General features: G+C 69.6%; 17 protein-coding genes. 12 read left to right on the top strand and 5 right to left on the bottom strand.

Going from position 1 to position 17499, the window contains the following annotated elements; genetic code table 11:
* Positions 1–163 precede the first annotated feature (163 nt).
* Entirely contained in the window at positions 164–793 is a 630-nt protein-coding gene (locus AB0I10_RS36415; protein ID WP_363157027.1) for a TetR/AcrR family transcriptional regulator, read from the bottom strand.
* A gap of 274 nt (positions 794–1067) precedes the next feature.
* Here AB0I10_RS36415 and AB0I10_RS36410 point away from each other — a divergent pair, with 274 nt between their 5' ends.
* From AB0I10_RS36410 to AB0I10_RS36400, 3 genes are all read left to right on the top strand, one after another.
* On the top strand, positions 1068–1787 hold the full coding sequence (locus AB0I10_RS36410) for a spheroidene monooxygenase (RefSeq protein ID WP_363157026.1): 720 nt from the start codon (positions 1068–1070) through the stop codon (positions 1785–1787).
* 293 nt (positions 1788–2080) lie between these two features.
* On the top strand, positions 2081–2920 hold the full coding sequence (locus AB0I10_RS36405; protein ID WP_363157025.1) for a DeoR/GlpR family DNA-binding transcription regulator: 840 nt from the start codon (positions 2081–2083) through the stop codon (positions 2918–2920).
* The gene (locus tag AB0I10_RS36400; protein WP_363157024.1) at positions 2917–3360 is read left to right on the top strand and encodes a RidA family protein; all 444 of its coding nucleotides are present in this window, start codon (positions 2917–2919) and stop codon (positions 3358–3360) included. The genes AB0I10_RS36405 and AB0I10_RS36400 overlap by 4 nt, the downstream gene beginning before the upstream one ends.
* 356 nt (positions 3361–3716) lie before the next feature.
* Here the strand turns inward: AB0I10_RS36400 and AB0I10_RS36395 are convergent, their stop codons facing one another.
* From AB0I10_RS36395 to AB0I10_RS36385, 3 genes are all read right to left on the bottom strand, one after another.
* Positions 3717–4541 carry an arylamine N-acetyltransferase gene (locus tag AB0I10_RS36395; protein ID WP_363157023.1) on the bottom strand — a complete coding sequence of 275 codons (825 nt, stop codon included), beginning with the start codon at positions 4539–4541 and terminating at the stop codon, positions 3717–3719.
* A 331-nt stretch (positions 4542–4872) separates the two neighbouring features.
* Positions 4873–6162, bottom strand: coding sequence for an acyltransferase family protein (locus tag AB0I10_RS36390; protein ID WP_363157022.1), 1290 nt, complete (start codon positions 6160–6162; stop codon positions 4873–4875).
* Between the two features lie 363 nt (positions 6163–6525).
* Positions 6526–7392 carry a glycerophosphodiester phosphodiesterase family protein gene (locus AB0I10_RS36385; RefSeq protein WP_363157021.1) on the bottom strand — a complete coding sequence of 289 codons (867 nt, stop codon included), beginning with the start codon at positions 7390–7392 and terminating at the stop codon, positions 6526–6528.
* A gap of 451 nt (positions 7393–7843) precedes the next feature.
* Here AB0I10_RS36385 and AB0I10_RS36380 point away from each other — a divergent pair, with 451 nt between their 5' ends.
* From AB0I10_RS36380 to AB0I10_RS36345, 8 genes are all read left to right on the top strand, one after another.
* Complete coding sequence (locus tag AB0I10_RS36380) at positions 7844–8806, top strand: GNAT family N-acetyltransferase (protein WP_363157020.1); 963 nt, start codon at positions 7844–7846, stop codon at positions 8804–8806.
* On the top strand, positions 8803–10143 hold the full coding sequence (locus AB0I10_RS36375) for an extracellular solute-binding protein (RefSeq protein ID WP_363157019.1): 1341 nt from the start codon (positions 8803–8805) through the stop codon (positions 10141–10143). The genes AB0I10_RS36380 and AB0I10_RS36375 overlap by 4 nt, the downstream gene beginning before the upstream one ends.
* Positions 10144–10252: 109 nt before the next feature.
* Positions 10253–11179: a sugar ABC transporter permease gene (locus tag AB0I10_RS36370; protein WP_363157018.1), complete on the top strand. Its 927-nt coding sequence runs from the start codon at positions 10253–10255 to the stop codon at positions 11177–11179.
* Entirely contained in the window at positions 11180–12055 is an 876-nt protein-coding gene (locus tag AB0I10_RS36365; RefSeq protein ID WP_363157017.1) for a carbohydrate ABC transporter permease, read from the top strand. It abuts the gene before it with no gap.
* A 150-nt stretch (positions 12056–12205) separates the two neighbouring features.
* Entirely contained in the window at positions 12206–12718 is a 513-nt protein-coding gene (locus tag AB0I10_RS36360; RefSeq protein ID WP_363157016.1) for a hypothetical protein, read from the top strand.
* 22 nt (positions 12719–12740) lie between these two features.
* The gene (locus AB0I10_RS36355) at positions 12741–13187 is read left to right on the top strand and encodes a hypothetical protein (protein ID WP_363157015.1); all 447 of its coding nucleotides are present in this window, start codon (positions 12741–12743) and stop codon (positions 13185–13187) included.
* Between the two features lie 12 nt (positions 13188–13199).
* On the top strand, positions 13200–13877 hold the full coding sequence (cseB, locus tag AB0I10_RS36350; RefSeq protein ID WP_363157014.1) for a two-component system response regulator CseB: 678 nt from the start codon (positions 13200–13202) through the stop codon (positions 13875–13877).
* 5 nt (positions 13878–13882) lie between these two features.
* Entirely contained in the window at positions 13883–15100 is a 1218-nt protein-coding gene (locus tag AB0I10_RS36345) for a HAMP domain-containing sensor histidine kinase (RefSeq protein WP_363157013.1), read from the top strand.
* On the opposite strand, the gene AB0I10_RS36340 is transcribed toward AB0I10_RS36345, so the two are convergent.
* On the bottom strand, positions 15069–16061 hold the full coding sequence (locus AB0I10_RS36340) for a phosphotriesterase-related protein (protein WP_363157012.1): 993 nt from the start codon (positions 16059–16061) through the stop codon (positions 15069–15071). The genes AB0I10_RS36345 and AB0I10_RS36340 overlap by 32 nt on opposite strands.
* A gap of 140 nt (positions 16062–16201) precedes the next feature.
* Here AB0I10_RS36340 and AB0I10_RS36335 point away from each other — a divergent pair, with 140 nt between their 5' ends.
* A complete protein-coding gene (locus AB0I10_RS36335; protein ID WP_363157010.1) occupies positions 16202–17452 on the top strand; it encodes a cytochrome P450 in 1251 nt (416 codons plus the stop codon).
* The last annotated feature ends 47 nt before the right edge of the window (positions 17453–17499 follow it).

Raw genomic sequence — 17499 nt, 5'->3', positions numbered from 1 at the left:
AACGAACACCCCAGACCCTTCGTCTGGACGAAGACCGCCGACGAGATCCTCGACAAAGTCGCCGCCTACTGTCGGAGAATCTCCGACTCAGGTCAGTAGATAGCTCTAGGTAGGTAGCTAGGTAGGTACAGCGGGCTGAGGACAGCCCGCTGCCCGCCGCCTGCTAGTTCGTTGTCCCGTCCGGCGTTCCGGGCGGGACGTCGACAGTCGAGATCAGGCCACGGGTGATCCGCACCATCGCCGCCACGAGCAGCTCGCGCGGCCGGTCGGGCCGGTCCAGCCACCAGAGGGCGAGCCCGTACAGGGAGCTGCGGATCGCCTCGCCCAGCGGCTCCAGCTCGGCCTCGGGCATGCCGGGCACGAACTCGCGGAGCAGCGCCATATCGGTCTCCCGCTGTCTGCGCTGCAGTTCGTGGTGGAACGCCTGCACCTCCGCGTCCCCGGTGGTGTCGCGGAACATCATGCGCCAGGTGTACGGATGGGTCTCCACATACGCGAACCAGGCGTCGTACATCGCCCGCATCCGGGTGCTCAAATCCCCTTCGCCGTGCAGCAGTTCACGGATGGGGGCGGCGGCCAGCTCGTCGCGGTGCCGCTCCAGCAGGGCGAGGTGCAGCTCCTGCTTCGAGTCGAAGTGACGGTAGAGCATCGGCTTGCTCAGACCGGCTTCGGCGGCGATCTCTCCGATGGTGGTGCCCGCAAAGCCACGCTCCGCGAAGAGCCGGGCGGCGGCGTCCTCGATACGCGTACGGGCCTCGGCGCGGGCGGCACGGCTCCGGTCGATCTCACTCATGCGGTCTCGGGCTCCCTCATGCGGTCTCTCCATGCGGTCTGTCCATGCGGCCTGTCCATGCGGCCTGTCCATGCGGTCTGTCCATGCGGTCTCTCGTGAGCGTCTCGTGTGGTCCTCGCGTGGGCTCTCTCAGGCTGTGTGACTCAGGAAATCTGGCTTGATTCGGCACACGATTTCGGCTGGCAGGCAAGCCTGCGATGAAGGATACTAACTCGTGTACCGCTTGGTATACGCACAAGTAACTCGAGTGGGACCAAGATACGGGGGCCCTGACGTGATCGTTTCCCTACATCTCGCCGACATCGGCGTCCGCTCCGCGTGCGCCGTCCTCCGGGACCGCCCGCGGCCGGGCGACACCCCCGGCCTCCGCTATGCCGAGACCACCCTCACCGGCGGCATCGCGGCGGGCCTGCCCAAGCTGCGCCCCGGCCGGGCCGCCCTGATCGCCGCGTGGGAGGACGACGCGGCCCTCGACCGTTTCCTCGCCGAGGATGCGCCGGCCCGACGTCTGGCCGGCGGCTGGCACGTCCGCCTCCAGCCGCTACGGGTCGCGGGCTCGTGGAGTCCGATGCCGGTCGAAATCGAACCCGGCCCCGGGATCGACGACGCGGACGGGCCGGTCGCCGTCCTCACTCTCGGAAGGCTGCGGCTGCGCCGCGCGGTGCCGTTCCTGCGCGCCAACTCCGCGGCCTCCGGCCGGGCCGCGGCCGATCCATCGCTGGTCGCCTCGATAGCCCTGGCCAGACCGCCCCGTTTCGTCGCCACCTTCTCGATATGGCGGAGCGTGACGGAGATGAGCCGTTACGCATATGGCACCGCGCGACCCGAGAGCGAGGAGGCACCCAACGAGCACAAGGAGGTGATCAAGGAGCACCAGGCTGAGCCGTTCCACCACGAAGCGGCGTTTGTGCGCTTCCGGCCATACGCCGCCCAGGGCACGCTGGACGGGCGCGAACCGGTGGCGGCGGCGATGGCCGCCGCGGCCCAGCCGTAGAGCCGGGCGGAGGACGAGAAGGAAGACGAGAAGGAAGACGAGGCGAGGGGCCGGCTGGGAGGGGGAGGGAGAGGAAGAGAACGCAGCGCGGGTGGCGGAGAACGGCAGAGGTGGCGGAGGGCGGGGCGGAGAGCGGCGGCGGTGGCGGGGCGGGAGGGGGAGGGGGGAGGGGGGAGGGGCCCAGCCCAGGACCGTCGCGGCCCGCGACGCCCCGCCGGGCACGGCCTAAACTCCCCGGGTAGGGGGCCGACGGCAGACGGGCGGCCGATATCCGATCCGGGAAGGGACCAGCGTTGACCGACACCGAAGGGGCTGCCGATGTCTCGGTCGCGAATGATGCGTCGGTCGCCAAGCTGAGCCCCAAGGACCGCCGGAAGCGGATCACCGACCGGTTGCTGGCCGATGGCCAGGTGACGATCGAAGAACTGGTCCAGGAGCTCGGCGTCAGCCAGATGACGGTCCACCGCGACCTGGACACCCTGGAGCATCAGGGCTGGCTGCGAAAGGTGCGCGGTGGGGCGACGGCCACGCCCAACGCGCTGTTCGAGTCCACCGCGCGCTGGCGCGGCGCCGAGCAGGTGGCGGCGAAGGAGGCCATCTGCGCGGCCGCGCTGGCCATGGCCGAGCCCGGCCAGGCCGTGATCATCGACGACTCCAGTACGGCGCTGCCGCTGGCCCGCGCGCTCTCCTCGCGCGGCGCCTACACCGTCATCACCAACTCCCTCCAGGTCATCAACGAGCTGGCCGAGGAGCCCGACATCCGGGTGATCGCGCTGGGCGGCGAGTACCACGCCGCGTTCAACGCCTTCCTCGGCATGTCCACCGCCGACATCGCGCGCAGCTTCCGCGCCGATGTCGCCTTCCTCTCCACCTCTGCGGTCGATAACGGCCACTGCTATCACCAGGCGCAGGAGAACGTCCTGGTCAAGCGCGCGCTGATGGCCGCGGCCCGGCGCAAGGTGCTGCTCGTGGACCACTCCAAGTTCGGCCGCCAGGCGCTCTACGAACTGGCGCCGCTCGCCGACTTCGATCTCGTCATCTCCGACGATCTGCTTCCCCAGGAGGAGCAGGACGCGCTTCAATCGCTGGGCGTGCGGTACGAGTTGGCGGCGGAGGGGAGTCAGCGGCGATGATGGATGAGATGGGCGAGACCGGCGGGACCGTCGGCGCCCGCCCCGGGCTGGAACGCATCAACCCGCCCCATCTGGCGCCGCCGACCGGATTCAGCCATGCCGTTCGCGCCGCGTCCGGCAGCATGGTCTTCCTCGCCGGGCAGACCGCCCTCGACGGTTCGGGACGGATCGTCGGCGACGGCATCGTCGAGCAGTTCGAGCGGGCGCTGACCAACCTCCTGGAGGCGGCCGCGGCGTCCGGCGCCGGCCCGTCCGACCTCGCCAAGCTCACCGTCTTCGCCGTCGATGTCGCCGACTACCGGCGGCACGCGCGGGACCTCGGCCAGGTGTGGAAGCGTCTGGTCGGCGGTGACTTCCCGGCCATGGCCGTCATCGGCGCCACCCGGCTGTGGGACGAGGCGGCCCTGGTCGAGATCGAAGGCATCGCGGTCGTCCGTTAGCGGGCCACGGGCGCACCACGCCCCGGGGTCCCCTAGGGCGGGGGCGAACAAGTCCCGTAGGGGATGCGAGGGCCCCCTGCAGGGCCACAACACCGGGGCGCTGGGCGGATGTTCCCGTGGACCACAACATGACCCGTGGATCACAACGTGTGGACCACAACGCGAGCCCGTGGACCACAACGTGAGGACCACAACGCAGCGAGCCCGTGGACCACAACGTGACCCGTCGCTCACCACGTGACCCCGTGGTTCACCACGTGATCGGGTAGTTCACCACGTGACCCCGTCGCTCACCACATAACCCCGTCGCTCACCACGTGATCGGCTGGTTCATCGCGTGATCGGCGGGACGCCGCCTAACGGTGGAACGCCACCAGTGCCTCGGCGTCCTCCGTGGACAGGGCGATCCCGAACTCCGCGTCCAGCAGCCCCGGGATCTCCTCCGGCGCGACCTCGCGCACCTCGCGCGACCAGTCCGGGCGGGTCCGGGTGAGCTCCCGGCCGATCAACGTCCTGCGCAGCTCGGGGCCGGGGCGCTGCACGACCAGCTGGCCGGTGAACGGGGAGCGCGGGTGAGTTGAGATGTAGTGGTTGAAGACGGTGTAGTCGACCGGAAAGCGCCGCTCCGCCCCGAAGGCGTACAGGTCGAACCAGCCGTCTTCGTGGAGTGACCGCAGCACCCATGCCGCGGTGTCCTTCTCGTATGCCAGGCCGAACGTCCAGCCGCCCTGGCGCGCTTCAAAGCCATCCCGCAGCGGAAGCGGTTCGAGCAGCGCCTCGCCGCCGAAGCCGACGTCGGTGAGCCAGTCCTCGCCGTCCACCTCGGCCTTCAGCAGCGCGTGTGTCACCGCGCGGAGGCGGTCGTCGCCCATCCGGATCCGGGCGCCGAGGCCGGAGACCTTGAAGCCGAGCCGCTCCAACGCGGCGGCGTAGAGCAGGTTGTGCTCATAGCAGTAGCCGCCACGGCCCCGCTCGACCATCTTGGACTGAAGCGCGTCCAGTTCCAGCGGAATGGGGTGGCCGAGGACGATGTCGATGTTCTCGAAACCGATCGACGCGGAATGCGCGGCATGCAGTTTTCGCAGCGTCTCCAGGGTGGGCGTGCGATCACCCTCGTAGCCGATGCGGGCAAGGTAGGCGTCGAGGTCCAGCCGGTCCCCGCCCCAAACAGAACCGGTCACAGAACCGGCCACGGAATCGGGCACAGAACCGGCCACGGAACCGGGCATCAACTCGGGTATGGAATCGGATGCGGAATCGGGCATCGAATTGGGCATGGGATCGGGCATCGCGCTTTCTTCCTATCCTCTGCCCTGGCAGAGCTCATCCGGACTGGTCTCCTCCAGGAGCTTAGGAGACGTCGTACGGCACCGCGATCGGCTGTTGGCCCTACGGTCCGCCGCCCTCAAGACCCAGACGAGTAAGTCCTATGTCCCTATGCACCAGGGGCACCCGCCCCACCGGTTCTTCCGGTAGGGCGGGTGCCCCTGGAACGCTCGGCGCCCGTGCGGCTCAGTTCCGGCCGCGGGCCGTCCCCACCGGGTCCTTCTTGAACGCCCATGTCATCTTGGGCTCCATCGCAAAGCGGAACATCCGCTGGACAGGCGGTGTGCACAGCACCGTGACGACGGTCCCGGCGATCAGTGTCAGCAGCACCGCGCCCCACGGCGTGTGCATCCACGGGTTCTCGTACCAGTCCCAGAACCGCGAGCCCTTGGCGAGGAATCCGTGCAGCAGGTAGCCGTACAGGGTGCCCGCGCCCAGCGCCGTGCACCACATCGTGCGCCCCGGAATCCAGGCGAAGAAGCAGGCCACCAGCACCATCGAGCAGCCGAACATGGCGAGCGTCATCACCCCGCCGCTCCACCACGGGGCGGCCAGTTCCTGCGCGCTGTCGCGGTGGTAGAACCATGCGGCATTCATCCGCGGCGCCGCCCAGTACGCGAAGACCAGCGCGACGGCGAAGACGGGCACCGCTGCGATCCGCGCCTGGCGACGGCGTACGAGCTTGAAGTGCTCCGGCTTCAGGCAGAGGCCGACCACGAAGAACGGCAGGAACTGCAGCGTCCGCTGAAGGTCCAGGTCATTGCCGATCTGGGGGGACAGTGACGCGAGTACCGCGATGGACAGCGCGAGCGGAAGCGGCCAGCGCACGATTTTCCACAGCGGGGTGGTCAGCCGCCAGATGAACAGCGCCAGCAGGAACCACGTCAGATACCAGGGGTCCGTGAGGCTGATCGGATAGCCCGGATCGTCGTCCGCCCACCTTTTGAAGAGGGTGTAGGCGACTTCGAAAAGGATGTACGGGACCGCGATGCCGGTGACCAGCCGCTGCAGCCGGTCCTTGCGCATATCGAAACTCCGGGAGAAATAACCGGAGATGATGATGAACGCCGGCATATGGAAGGCGTAGACGGTGATGTAGAGGGCCGCCGCCGCCCGGCTGCCGTCGCGCAGCGGCTCCCAGGAGTGGCCCATCGCCACCAGGACGATGGCCAGGTATTTCGCGTTGTCGAAGAAAGCGTCCCGCGGTTTCGCCTGGGCGCCGGCCTTGGCGTGCGCCTTTGCGTGGCCTCTCGCCTTGTGCTTCGCATGCGATCTTGCGGCGGGTCCGGCGCCCGGTTTCGTCTGTGACGACGGCGGGTTGGCCGTCGCTGTCCTCGTGGCGGTGTCCGGCGTGGCTATCGTGGCCGTCGCCGCGGTGCCGGCCGCGGCCTGCCACGAACGGTCGGCGGCGTACGCCGAATCCGCCGGGTACGCCGAATCGGCCGTATGCGCCGAATCCGCCGCATCATTAGGCACTTGCCGCGGCGGGGGAAGAGGCACCCGCCGGTCGCCGTACGAGGGGAAATAGTCGTTCAAGGGCCCTCCCGGAACGAACCCAGGGGAGGAGCTGAACGCGGGCCCGCACCGGGCCGCAAATCGGAACCCAAAAGCCAAATCCTGCGTCTTAGTTCTTTTACGGGGAGTGAGGCGGCGTCGAACATCCCGAGCACCTTAGCCTCGCCGCGGGAATCCCGTAAATCCCCGCCTGCCACAGCCCACACGCCACCCGTCCGGCCTCCACAGCTCCTTCACCGGAAGGGGGCAAACGCGCAGGCCAGCAGCGGTTCAAGTGACGGTTCCACAACCGACGGGATCAAGACAACGAGGCCTGAACGGAGCCTAAGCGATAACCCCTTCGATTCTCCGCATCGAGGCCCCCCGCGCGCTGCCGTCCTTCCCCGCATCCCACGCATAGATCTCCAACGGCCGCCCATGCGCGCCGCGCAGCCGGTGCACTGCCTCGACCCAACGTGAACTGACGGCGGACATCCGGGGGTTGATCTGGTCGGTGAACCGCGCATAACGCGCCAGTTTGTCCACCCCGGGCTCCCCCAGAATTCCCGTACGTACCTGAGGCACCAGTTCATGCACGGTCTTTATGCACGCCACGCAGAAGCTCTGGATGACGAGCCGGCTCCGGACATGCGCACGATCGAGCCAGCCGTGTGCGCGCAGTTCGCGGACGATCTGCGCCTCGATTCCCGGGTAGCGCTTGGGGGCCTTGATCTCCAGCAACAGCCGCTGGTCATTGCGGTCCAGACGGTGCAAATAGCCGGCCAGCGTCGGCACCCGCTCCCCCTTGAACCGCTTCCCGAACCAGCTCCCGGCGTCCAGCCGGGCTATCTCGGCGCGGGTGAAGTCGCCCACCCGCCACGGCGCTCGGCCGGGAAACACCTTCTCCGCGTCCGTCGTCCGGCTCAGGGTCGTGTCATGTATCACCACGAGCTTTCCGTCTTTGGTGCGCTGCACATCGTTCTCGACCCATACGAGTCCGCGCCGGTGCGCCGCGTCCACCGCGGCGAGCGTGTTCTCCGGCGCGTGTTGGGCGGCGCCTCGATGGGCGATCACCAGCGGCTTCTCCGCCCCGGTGAGGGTCCCGGGCCCGACCGGGGCGCCCGGCACGGCCGCCACCGCGGACGACGACATTGCCGCCGTGACCAGGAAGGCGAGGCCGGCGGCGGAGATCCGCATCGAACACTGCAGCATCGACGAGCCTCCTGGTCACTCACCCGCAGACGCCGACGCCCGCGTCAGATATCCCCCATGCCCGCCAAGGCCCTTCCATCCGGCAATGCAACGGTCCCTTCAAGATGCCCCGAACCACCCACGCCCGCCACGCGAAAGCACCCTCACCTGCCTCGCATCACCCGCCCTATCGCCGACTTTCCGCAGGTCAGAGCGGCACATCTGCGCTTGGAGGGCAAGCCCTCCATCCGTGCGTGCGGCGTCGTCACGGGCGTCGTCATGGGCGTCGTCATGGGCGTCGCGGGCACCGTCACCAAGAGTCGCGGCCGTCCGTACGTTGTCACGGTCGGTACATTGCCGCTGTCAGCACATTCCCGACATCACCGGGTCATCGTCACCACCGAGTCATCGTCACCACCGAGTCATCGTCACCACCGAGCCGGCGGCCCCGCCGGCCGCCCCAGGAGAGCCGATGGTCAGTCCCTCCCTGCGCCCCTTCCGCCCCGGTGACGGCCCCTCGCTGCTGGCGGCCTGGCGTCGCAGCGCCCCGGACGACGCGATGACCGCCGCCCGGTTCCGCGCCCTGGTCCTCCTCGACCCCAACTTCGCCCCGGAGGGCCTGCGGCTGGCCGTCCTCGACGGGCGAGTGGTGGGCGCCGCGTATGCCGTACGCCGCCTCGTCCCGATGACGGGCACCGACCTGGAGCCGGGCCTGGGCTGGGTCCCCTTCTTCTTCGTGGACCCGTCGGTACGCCGCGAAGGCATCGGCCGCCACCTGCTCACCGATGCCCTCGACTGGCTGCGCGCGCACGGACGTACCCGCGTCGACTTCGCCTCGTACACCCCCAACTACGTACTCCCCGGCCTGGACCGGACGGCATATCCGCAGGCCGGACGCCTCCTGGACAGCCTCGGCTTCCAGACCTTGTACGAGGCCATCGCGATGGACCGCGACCTGGACGGCTATCGCATCCCGGCCGAGGTGCGGCGGCGCGCCGACGACCTGACGGCGCGGGCGTACCGGTTCGGCACACCGTCCGACGACGACCTCGTCGACCTGGTCCGCCTGGCCGGCGAGGAGTTCACCCCTGACTGGGCGCGGGCGATCCGGCAGTGCCTGACCGCGGGCACGCCGCTGGACCGCATCGTCATCGCCCGCGATCCGGCGGGGCGGCTGGCGGGCTGGGCGATGCACGGCGCGTACGAGGGCATGGACGAGCGGTTCGGCCCGTTCGGTGTACGGGAGGAGCAGCGCGGCACCGGACTGGGCACGGTGCTGCTGCATCTGACGCTGGAACGGATGCGGGCGCTCGGTGCTCGGCGGGCGTGGTTCCTGTGGACGGGCGAACGGAGTCCGGCGGGCCATGTCTACCGGCGGGCCGGATTCCGTACGACGCGCACCTTCGAGGTGATGCGGCGGGAGGCGACGCCATGAGGCGCCGTGAGTTCGCCGTGGGCGCCACCGCCGCCCTGTGGGCCGCCGGATGCAGCGCACTCGGTGACGACGGCGGGGGGACGGAGGACGGCAGTGGTCGCCCCGGCTTCCCCGTCGTTCTCACCGTTCTCTCCCACTACGCGAGCGAGCCCCTCAAGTCGGCCCTGCAGCGTGCCGTCGACGCGTGGAACGCCACCCATCAGCGCGTCAAGGTGCGTACGACGGCAGTCAGGTTCACCGATCTGCTCACCACGTACATGGTGCGTCAGGCTGCCGGCCAGGGCGCCGACATCATCCATCCGTACTGCCTGTGGACGGGGCAGCTGGTGCAGGCGGGTGTGCTGCGGCCGGCGTCGCCCGGGGCCGCGCGGCAGATCCGGCGGGACTTCTCCCCGGCGGCCGTCGCGGCGTCGTCCGTGAACGGGACCGTCTACGGGTACCCCACCGAGGTGCAGACGTACGCGCTGTTCTACAACAAGCGGCTGCTGCGGGCGGCCGGCTTCTCCGGGCCGCCGCGTACGTGGCGGGAGCTGGAGGAGATGGCGTACCGCACCGCCCGGAGCGACCGCCACGGCAACATGCTGGTGCAGGGATTCGGGCTGTCGCGGTTCGACGACTCGACCGTGGTGGGACAGACGCTCGCGCTGCTGGCCGCGCGCGGCGGTACCTTCCTCACCCCGGACGGCCGGCGGACCGCCATCGGCTCAGCCGCCGGGCGGGACGTGTTCGATCTGGAGCGCCGGCTGATCGACCGGGGCGCCAGCGACTCCGGAAGCATGCTCCCCAAGGCGTTTCCCTCCGGCCGGGTGGCGATGGCGATCAGCGCGGGCTGGTGGACGGCGGTCCTGCGCGACCTGATGGGCGAGGACTACCGCGATGTCGGGGTGGCTCCGGTGCCGGGTCTCGCCCCGGCCGACCGCGGCACCCTGGCCACCGGTTTCCTGCTCGGCGTGAACACCAGGAGCCGGCACCCGGACGCGGCCTGGGAGTTCCTGCGCTGGCTCAATGCCGTCAGGATTCCGGTACGGGCGGGAGGCGGCGGGGGCCGGCCGGTCTCCGTGACGCGGATGAGCGCGCTTCAGGTCTCGGTCGGTTCGATGACCGGCCGCGCCGACGATATGCGGGCGCTGCTGGGGCCCGGCAGCGGCAGCGACCCGAATCTCGGGCCGTTCCTGGACGCACTGCGGTACGCCGATCCGGAACCGAACGGTCCGCGCGCGCAGCGGGCCAAATCGCTGCTGCGGAAGAACATCGAGACGGTCTGGACGGGCCGCCAGTCGGTCGAGGAGGCGCTGCGCCTCGCGGCCAGGCAGCTCGACCAGGAACTGGGGAGGTGACGGGATGACTTCAGGAGGTATCGCTTCAGGAGGTGTGGCCTCGGGGGGTGTGGCCTCAGGAGATGTGGCCTCAGGAGATGTGGCCTCAGGAGATGTGGCCTCAGGAGGTGTGGATTCCGGAGGTGTTGCTTCGGCCGGTGGCGGGCCGGTCCGCGCGGCCCGGCGGCGGCAGACCGTCATCGCCTATCTGTTTCTGACCCCCACCCTGCTGTTCTTCGCGGTCTTTCTGGCCCTGCCGCTGCTGTTCGCCGTACTGCTCGCGCAGTCGCACTGGGACGGATTCCATCTCACCGATATCGAACCGGTCGGTCTGGACAATTTCACCGCCCTCTTCGCTCACGGTTCGACATTCCTGACTCCCATCCTCACCAACACGCTGCTCTACGCCGTCGGCACGGTGGTGATCGCCCTCTCGGGCTCCGTCATCATCGCCAACTGCATCAACAACCTCCGTTTCCAGGGGATGTGGCGGACGCTCTACTTCCTCCCGATCGTGACGACCGTGGTCGCCGTCGGCAACGTCTGGAAGTACATGTACGAACCGGGCGGCCTGGTCAACGGAGTGCTCAACGCTCTCGGATTCCCCTCCATCGCCTTCCTCCAGGATCCCGATACGGCACTCCCGTCCGTCGTGGTGGTACAGGCCTGGGCGTCCGTGGGAACCGCGATCCTGATCCTCACCGCCGGCCTGAAGTCCATCCCCGAGACCTATTACGAGGCCGCCGAGCTGGACGGCGCGGACAAATTCACCACCTTCTGGCGGATCACCCTGCCGCTCCTCCGCCCGTCCCTTCTCTTCGTCTGCATCACCCAATTCATCACGGGACTGCAGTCGTTCGCCCTCATCAACGTCATGACGGGCGATGGCGGACCGGGTGATGCGACCAACGTCGCGGCCCTGGAGATGTACCAACAGGCCTTCACGTATGGCGACTGGGGCGTCGCCGGCGCCGCCGCGTTCGTGCTGTTCCTGGTGATCGTGCTGATCACGATGGCGCAACTCCGGCTGTTCCGCCGCAAGGGAGAGGACGCCTGAATGGCCCGCATCCGCCGCCGCTTCCCCTGGACGTCGTACGCCCTGGTGGGCATCGGTGCCGTCCTCACCCTCGTGCCCTTCCTCGACATGCTGCTGACCTCGTTCAAAGGCCCCGGCGAGTACGGCAAGCTTCCCTACCGTTTCCTCCCCGAGGCCTTCGATTTCTCGAACTACCGGGATGCGGCAGAGCAGTTGAACCTTCCGCTGCTTTTCCGCAACAGCGTCATCGCCACCGCGCTCATCACCGGCTCCATCATCATGACGTCCTCGCTGGCCGGCTATGCGCTCGCCAAACTCCGGTTCCCCGGCCGGGACCTGGTATTCCGCCTGGTCCTCTCGACGATGATGTTCCCGCCCTTCATCTTCTTCATCCCGCACTTCCTGATCCTGGTGCACTGGCCGGGTGCCGGCGGCAACGACCTGCTCGGTCGCGGCGGCGCGGGCCTCACCGTCAGCCTCGCCGCGCTCGTCATGCCCTTCCTGGTATCAGGATTCGGAATCTTCCTGATGCGGCAGTTCATCATCTCGATCCCGGACGAAATGCTGGAGGCGGCCCGTATCGACGGTGCCGGTGAATTCACCGTCTGGTGGCGCATCGTGATGCCCCAGACCAAACCGGTCGTCGTCACCCTCGCCCTGCTCACCTTCGTCAACGCCTGGAACGAATACATCTGGGCGCTGCTCGTCTCGACCGCCAACCCGCGCCTGATGACGCTCCCGGTCGGTATCCAGATGCTGCAGAGCTACCTCGACCCCGACCGTACGGTGCCCGTCATGATGGCCGGCCTGGTCCTCAGCATCCTGCCGATCCTGCTGCTCTTCCTGCTGCTGCAAAAGCACTACATCCGCGGCGTCATGCTCAGCGGACTGAAGTGACGAACTCAGCCGGCCGGTCCGGTCCGACGGCCCACATCTCAGTCGTGTAACAGCGTCCGATGAGCGGCTGTTACACGGCTGACAGGCCACCGAGAAGCGTCACTCATAGCTTCTGACACGCCGACCGATCCACACGAACCGGAGCCAGCCATGAAGCGCAGCACGACCACGTCCATGACCCCCGCCCGCCGCAGGAAGACCGTCATAACCGCCGCCCTGGCCGGCGCCGCCGCCCTCGGTCTGCTCGCCACCGCCCAGGCGGCCGGCGCCGCACCCGCCCCGGAGCACACCGCCCCCACCGCGAGCGCCGCCCGTACGGACACCTCCCCGTACGTCATCAACCACTACGGCGAGGAGAACGCCGACAAGGGACGCGCCGAGCGCAGCCCCAAGAACCTGGTGCTCTCCGAGTTCACCTCGATCAACGGGGTCAGCTGGCAGCAGTGGGGCGCGAAGAAGGCCGTGGGCACCGGAAAGGTCACCGGCACCTGGTGTCTCGACACCTGCCTCGACAAGCCGCTGAAGGCGACCGTCACGCTCTCCGACCCCAAGACCGTGAACGGCAGGAAGGTCTTCTCCACCTTCACGCTGAAGCTGTCCGGGAAGCCCGGAGCGTACGATTCCGAAGATCTCCAGGGCAAGCGCCCGCTCGCCACCAGCTGACCCGAAAGGCCGCCGCCTCCCGATGAACAAGCCCATGGCCGTGGCCACCGTCATCGCGCTGGCGCTGACGGCCGTGGGCACCGTCGGATGCGGCCCCGACCGGCTGCACATCGAGGGCCCGGCCCCGAAGCCCACCCAGGCCGCCGGACCGGTCTACGTCTCCGACACCCTGGGCCACCCGCTGCGCCGCCCGACGCGTATCGGCCTCACCGAGTTCAGCACGCTCACCCAGCTGAGCTGGCGGTCCTGGGGCAAGCCGAAGGCCGTCGCCACAGGAAAGTTGAGCGGCAGTTGGTGCATCCCCCAGTGCACCGACTCCCCGTATCCGGCCACCATCGAGCTCAGCCGCCTGGAGCGGCAGGAGAACGTCTCCTACTACACCCGCGCCACCGTACGGTCCGCCCACCTCCCGCCCGCCGACACGGGGGAAGACCTGCGCAACGTCCGCCTGCCCGTCCCCGAGCCCTAGGAACCGCCAGCGATGACCGATGTGCTGCTCGTGGAGGACGACCCGCTGCTCCGTGAGGCCACCCAGCTGTCCCTGGAGCGCTACGGATACCAGGTGCGCACCGCCGCCGACGGCCACGCCGGGCTGGCGCAGTTCCGTGACCGCGCCCCCGATGTCGCCGTCCTGGACGTGATGCTGCCCCACCTCGACGGAGTCAGCCTGGTGCGCCGCATCCGCGAGGAGAGCCGGCTGCCGGTGCTGATGATCTCCGCCCGCACCGACCCGGTGGACGTCGTCCTCGGCCTTGAGGCCGGCGCCGACGACTACCTGACCAAGCCCTACGACATCCCCGTACTCGTCGCCCGGATCCGCTCCGCGCTGCGCCGGGCCGCCGACTTCGCCCAGGCCGCCCCGCAGGAGGAGGAGACGCTGCTCCGCTTCGGCGACCTCACCGTGAACACCGCCTCCGTTGAGGTGTGCCTCGACGGCCGGCTGCTCGAACTCACCCCCACCGAACGCAAAATGGTGCTGGAATTCGCCGCTCAGCCGGGCGTGGTGCTCTCGCGGACCGCCCTGCTGGAGCGGGTGTGGGACTACGCCTGGGGCGGCGACACCCGTGTCGTCGACGTCCATGTGCAACGGCTCCGCGCCAAGATCGGCCGCGACCGCATCGCGACCGTCCGCGGCTTCGGCTACAAGCTGGTGCCCTGACCGCCATGGGACTGCGCACCACGGCCGCCCTGGTCATCGCCGGAACCGCGATCGTCGCCACGCTCATCGGGCTTCTGGTGCACCAGCGCACCGCCGAGGACCAGCGGGAGAACGCCGCCCGCGTGATCGACGCGAAGCTCGTCGAGTCGGTGAGCGAATACGCCTCGGGAACGGACACCGGTGCCCTGATCAACCCCTCGAACCTGCCCGCCCCGCTGCGCAGAGCCATCACCGACCGCCCCGTGCGCGCCACCTACCTCCACACCCCCGGCGGCTCCGCCGACGCGGTGATGTGGGCCGCCACCCGCAGCGACCACGACATCGTCGCCGTCCGGCGCTCCTACGCTCCGCAGGCCCGTGCCCTCGCCGATCTCGACCGGGTGCTGATCGGCTCCGGCGCGACCGTCGCCGCGCTCGGCTGTGTGCTGAGCACCATCGTGGTGATCGGTCTGGGGCGGCGTATCGGCGCCTCCGCGCGTACCGCGCAGCAGATCGCGGACGGCGATCTGACCGCCCGGGTCCGGCCCAGGGGCAAGGACGAGATCGCCCGGCTCGGCGCCGCCGTCAACACCATGGCCGACGCCCTGAGCGCCCGCCTGGAGGCCGAGCGCCGCGTCACCGCCGACATCGCCCACGAACTGCGCACGCCCGTGGCCGGCCTGGTGACCGCCGTCGGTCTCCTCCCGCCCGGCCGCCCGACCGAGCTGGTCCGAGGCGGCGTGGACACGCTGCGCAACCTGGTGGAAGACGTCCTTGAGGTGGCCCGCCTGGACGTACCGGGCGTCGAGCAGGCGCAGCGTGAGGAGGTACTGCTGAGCGCGCTGGCCCACCGGGCCGCCGCGCTGGCCGGCGGCGAGGTCGAAGTGGAGGTACGCGGCGAAGCCGTGGTGGAAACCGACCCCCGCCGGGTCGAGCGCATCCTGGCCAACCTGGTCGCCAACGCCCGCCGCCACGGCGCCCCGCCGGTCGTGGTGGAAGCCGACGGCACCGCGGTACGGGTACGGGACCAGGGCCCCGGCTTCCCCGCCGACCTGCTGGCCCAGGGCCCGCAGCGCTTCCGTACCGGCGCCCGCGAACGCGGCACCGGCATCGGCCTGGGCCTGACCATCGTCGACGGCCAGGCGCGGGTGCTCGGCGCCGAGGTGACGTACGAGAACCTGCCGGGGGGCGGGGCGCAGGCGACCCTCGACCTCACTCGGGCCGCGTCGGCACAGCCGGGGTGAACAGCCTTCGCGGGTTGCCGGTCAGCATCCGCCGGACATCCGCGTCGGGGACGCCGAGTTCCCGCAGTTCCGGTACGACGCGCCGGTGCACCGTGGTGATGCCGCCGGGCAGCGCCCGGTCTCCCGGTTCGTCCTGGAACCAGTCGATGAAGCATGGGGCGTCATGTCCCAGGAAGAGCTGGTCCGCGTAGCCCCGGCGGCACAGTTCGGCGACGACGCCCACCCGCTTCGCGTGCGGAAGGAGGAAGTCGTACCCGAACCGGTCCATGCCGAGGTTCACCCCCTCGCCGAGCAGGCGCTCCAGATAGTCCAGGTCGTCGGTGTCCCCGCTGTGGCCGATCAGGATCCGCTCGGGGGGCACGCCCAGGCCGGTGAGTTCCTTGGCCAGCCGCAGTCCGGTGGCGGTCCGTGCCTCGCAGTGCGAGATGACCGGCACTCCGGTCTCCCGCTGGGCCTGTGCGGCGGCCCGGATCGCGCGCAGTCCGTCGGGGCTGGGCTCCGGGGTGTCCAAGGTGCACTTGACCATGGCGGCACGGACCGAGGTCGCCCCGACGCCGGTGCGGATATCGCGCAGAAAGATCTCTGTGAGTACGTCGGTGGCGTCGGCGCCGCGTGGCGCGCGATGGCGGAACCAACCGGGCAGTTCCTCATGGACGTACACGCCCGTCGCGACCAGCAGATGGACGTTGGTCCGCTCGGCGACCCGCTCGACCAGCGCCACATCACGGCCCTGGCCGATGATGGTGCCGTCGACCACGCTGCCCACGCCGGCCCGCCCGGCCTCGGCGAGGACCGACACGGCGTGGTCGACCAGGCGCTCGGCGTCGGGCGGATGCGGCAGGTTGTTCCGCATCTCCGGGCTGAGCACGAAGACATGCTCGTGGACGAGGGTCGCTCCGAGGTCGGCGGCCGCGACGGGACCGCGTACGGAGTGGACCTGGTCGTGCGGCACGTCCGGCATGGTGCCCGCCTTCCTTCGGAATCCGGTTCTCCGGTGGAGTCTTCCGGGGGTTCCTTGAGCCCGGCTCGACAGCGCCTCAAGCACCTGAGGTCAGGCTGGCGGATGCCGCTCGACGCGGCACGCCAGAGAGGAATGATGCGATGACGGCCCTGACGGATGAGAACCCCATCGAAGCGGAGGCGGCGAGCGCCATGGCGCGGATCCTCGCCCCGGGGCTGGATGATCCGTACCCCCTGTACGCCTGGCTGCGGACGCACGCACCGGTGTACTTCAGCGAAGCGCTGGGGGCGTATGTGCTGACCCGGTACGCCGACTGCGAGCGGGTCCTGAGGAACCCCGCGGACTTCCCCGCCGCGGCGGAGTCCGACTTGATGCGGATGCTGCCGCAGGCCGGTGAGCACGAGGCGTACCGGGTGCTGCTGACCTCGGTCGTCAACCGGAATCCGCCGGACCACACCCGGCTGCGCCGGCTGGTGGCCAGGGCCTTCACCCCGCGCCGGATCGAGGCGCTCAAGCCCGATGTGGACCGGATCGCGGCGGGACTCGTCGCGGAGGTCGCGGCGCGGGGCGAGCGGGGCGGAACGGTGGACCTGCACAGCGTGCTGGCGGTGCCCGTGCCGCTGCATGTCGTCGCGCAGCTGCTGGGGGTCCCCGAGGAGGACCGGCAGCGGCTCGCCGACCTGGTGCCCAGGATGATCAATGTCATCGATCCGGCGGCTGACCACGCGGCCATGGCCGACGCCGACCAGGCGTTCCACGAGCTGGGCGACTGTCTGTGGCAGGTGGTGGAGGCCCGTCGCAAGGAGCCGCGGGACGACCTCATCTCGGCGCTGGTGGCGATCGGGGAGCAGGACGGGGACCGGCTCACCGACGACGAGCTGCGGACCATGCTCTTCACGCTGTGGGCCGCCGGCTTCGAAACGGCGGCCACGGCGATCGACATCTGCGTGCTCACGCTCCTGGCGCACCCGGAGCACCGGCAGAGCCTCCAGCGGTATGAGGACGCGCTGCGCTTCGTCGACGAGGTCCTGCGGTGGGATGTGGCCGGGCAGATCTCGACCGGCTTCCGGTTCGCCGCCCGGGACACCGACTTCGGCGGCTTCACCGTCCCTGCGGGCGCCCAGATCCGGCTTCTCTTCGGCGCCGCCAACCGCGACCCCGAAGTGAACCCGGATCCGGACCGGTTCGATCCGTTCCGGGAGAATCCGCGTTCCCTGGCCTTCGCGACGGGCATTCACCACTGCCTGGGCGTGAACCTGGCCCGGATGGAGATGGCGGCCGTGCTCACGGCGATCGCGACGTCCCTGCCCGGGCTCGCCCTGGCCGGCCCGCCGGTACGCCGCCGGTCGGTGCCGCTGCGGGACTTCCTGTCCGTGCCGGTACGGGTCTGAGCGCGCGCGGACGCATCCGCAGACAGCGGACGCATCCGCCCGCTGTC

It is taken from the genome of Streptomyces sp. NPDC050636 (genome assembly GCF_040654775.1).
In the GTDB taxonomy this organism is placed as follows: Bacteria; Actinomycetota; Actinomycetes; order Streptomycetales; family Streptomycetaceae; genus Streptomyces.
Note: the sequence above shows the minus strand (reverse complement) of the source record. Positions and strands in the feature narration are given on the sequence as shown.